Annotated in this window: 1 protein-coding gene; it reads left to right on the forward strand. The window is 73.0% G+C overall.

What is annotated here, in order from left to right; translation table 11 throughout:
* Nucleotides 1-1,096: SUKH-4 family immunity protein (locus tag KN815_RS37090; protein WP_253209471.1), on the forward strand; the 1,096-nt coding region annotated here is incomplete at its 5' end.
* Nucleotides 1,097-1,182: the final 86 nt, after the last annotated feature.

Genomic DNA, 1,182 nt, shown 5'->3' on the forward strand with positions numbered 1-1,182 from the left:
CGCGCCCGGCACACCTGCCCCCGGCACGCCCGCCCCGGGTACGCCCGCGCCCGGCACGCCCGTGCCGGGTATGGGGTCGCAGCCCGGCTATGCGTATCCGCCGCCGCCCCCCGGTCAGCCGACCGTGGGTCCGGGCTATATGGCGGTGCTGCGCTACCGCGCGCAGGACGGTTCGGAGCAGCAACTGATCCGTCGTTCGGCGCCCGGCACGCCGCATCCGGAGTGGCAGATCCTGCATGAGCTGCGGGCGATGAATGTGCCGCCGCAGCAGGTGCTTGAGCTGCACACCGAGTTGGAGTCCTGTGATCTGCCCGGTGGCTACTGCGCCCGGATGATCCGGGAGAGCTGGCCGCAGGTGCGGATCAGCCATACCGCTCCGTACGGCCGTGATCACGCGACCCGGCAGCAGGGTGTGCGTCATCTGCTGGAGCACCAGGGCGAGCTGCATCAGGTGGCGGACGGCCCGGCCCGTCCGGCGCCGAACCGGGTGCCGCTGCCGCATCCCAGCCAGGTGCAGCCGATTCCGCCGGTGCCGCCGGAGGGGCTGGCGCATGAGCTGGGCCAGGCGTTCGGGCCGCAGGGCATCGTCCGCTTCGACCAGCGCGCGGTGTCGCGGATGGGCGTTCCGGAGGTGGTGGCGCAGACGCTGGTGTGGGCGGGGCTGCCGCTGGACTTCGGTCCGTTCTTCTGGGCGCAGGCGCAGGCGGGCCGTCCGGTGCCGACGCTGGCGGAGCTGGCGGCGGAGCGTGGCGTGCAGTCCGCGTCGGACGCGGGGTCGTACCTGGTCATGGGCAATGACTTCGGCCGTCAGCTCTGTGTGCAGTACGGCACGGCGAACATCGTGGCGGTGCCGCTGGAGGCGACGCCGCAGCCGACGCCGCCGCAGTTCGTGAACACCGGGCTGCCGGAGTTCGTGCGCTGCATGGCGCTGCTGGGCCGGATGTGGCGGCTGCGGTACGGGCTGACGCCGGACCAGGCGGGCCGGTGGACGGTGGACTTCCAGGCGCAGCTCGCGGGTCTGGATCCGGCGGCGCTGTCGGCCCCGGACAATTGGTGGGCGGTGCTGCTGGAGCAGATGTGGGACGGTCTGTTGTAGGTCCGTCCGCGCGGCTTTGACCGCGCGCACCGTAGGAACGGCGATCGAGGCGCCCGACCCCCGTGACGGGGGCGGGCGCCTCGTCG

The sequence above is a fragment of the Streptomyces niphimycinicus genome (genome assembly GCF_018883605.1).
GTDB classification, from domain to species: Bacteria; Actinomycetota; Actinomycetes; order Streptomycetales; family Streptomycetaceae; genus Streptomyces; species Streptomyces niphimycinicus.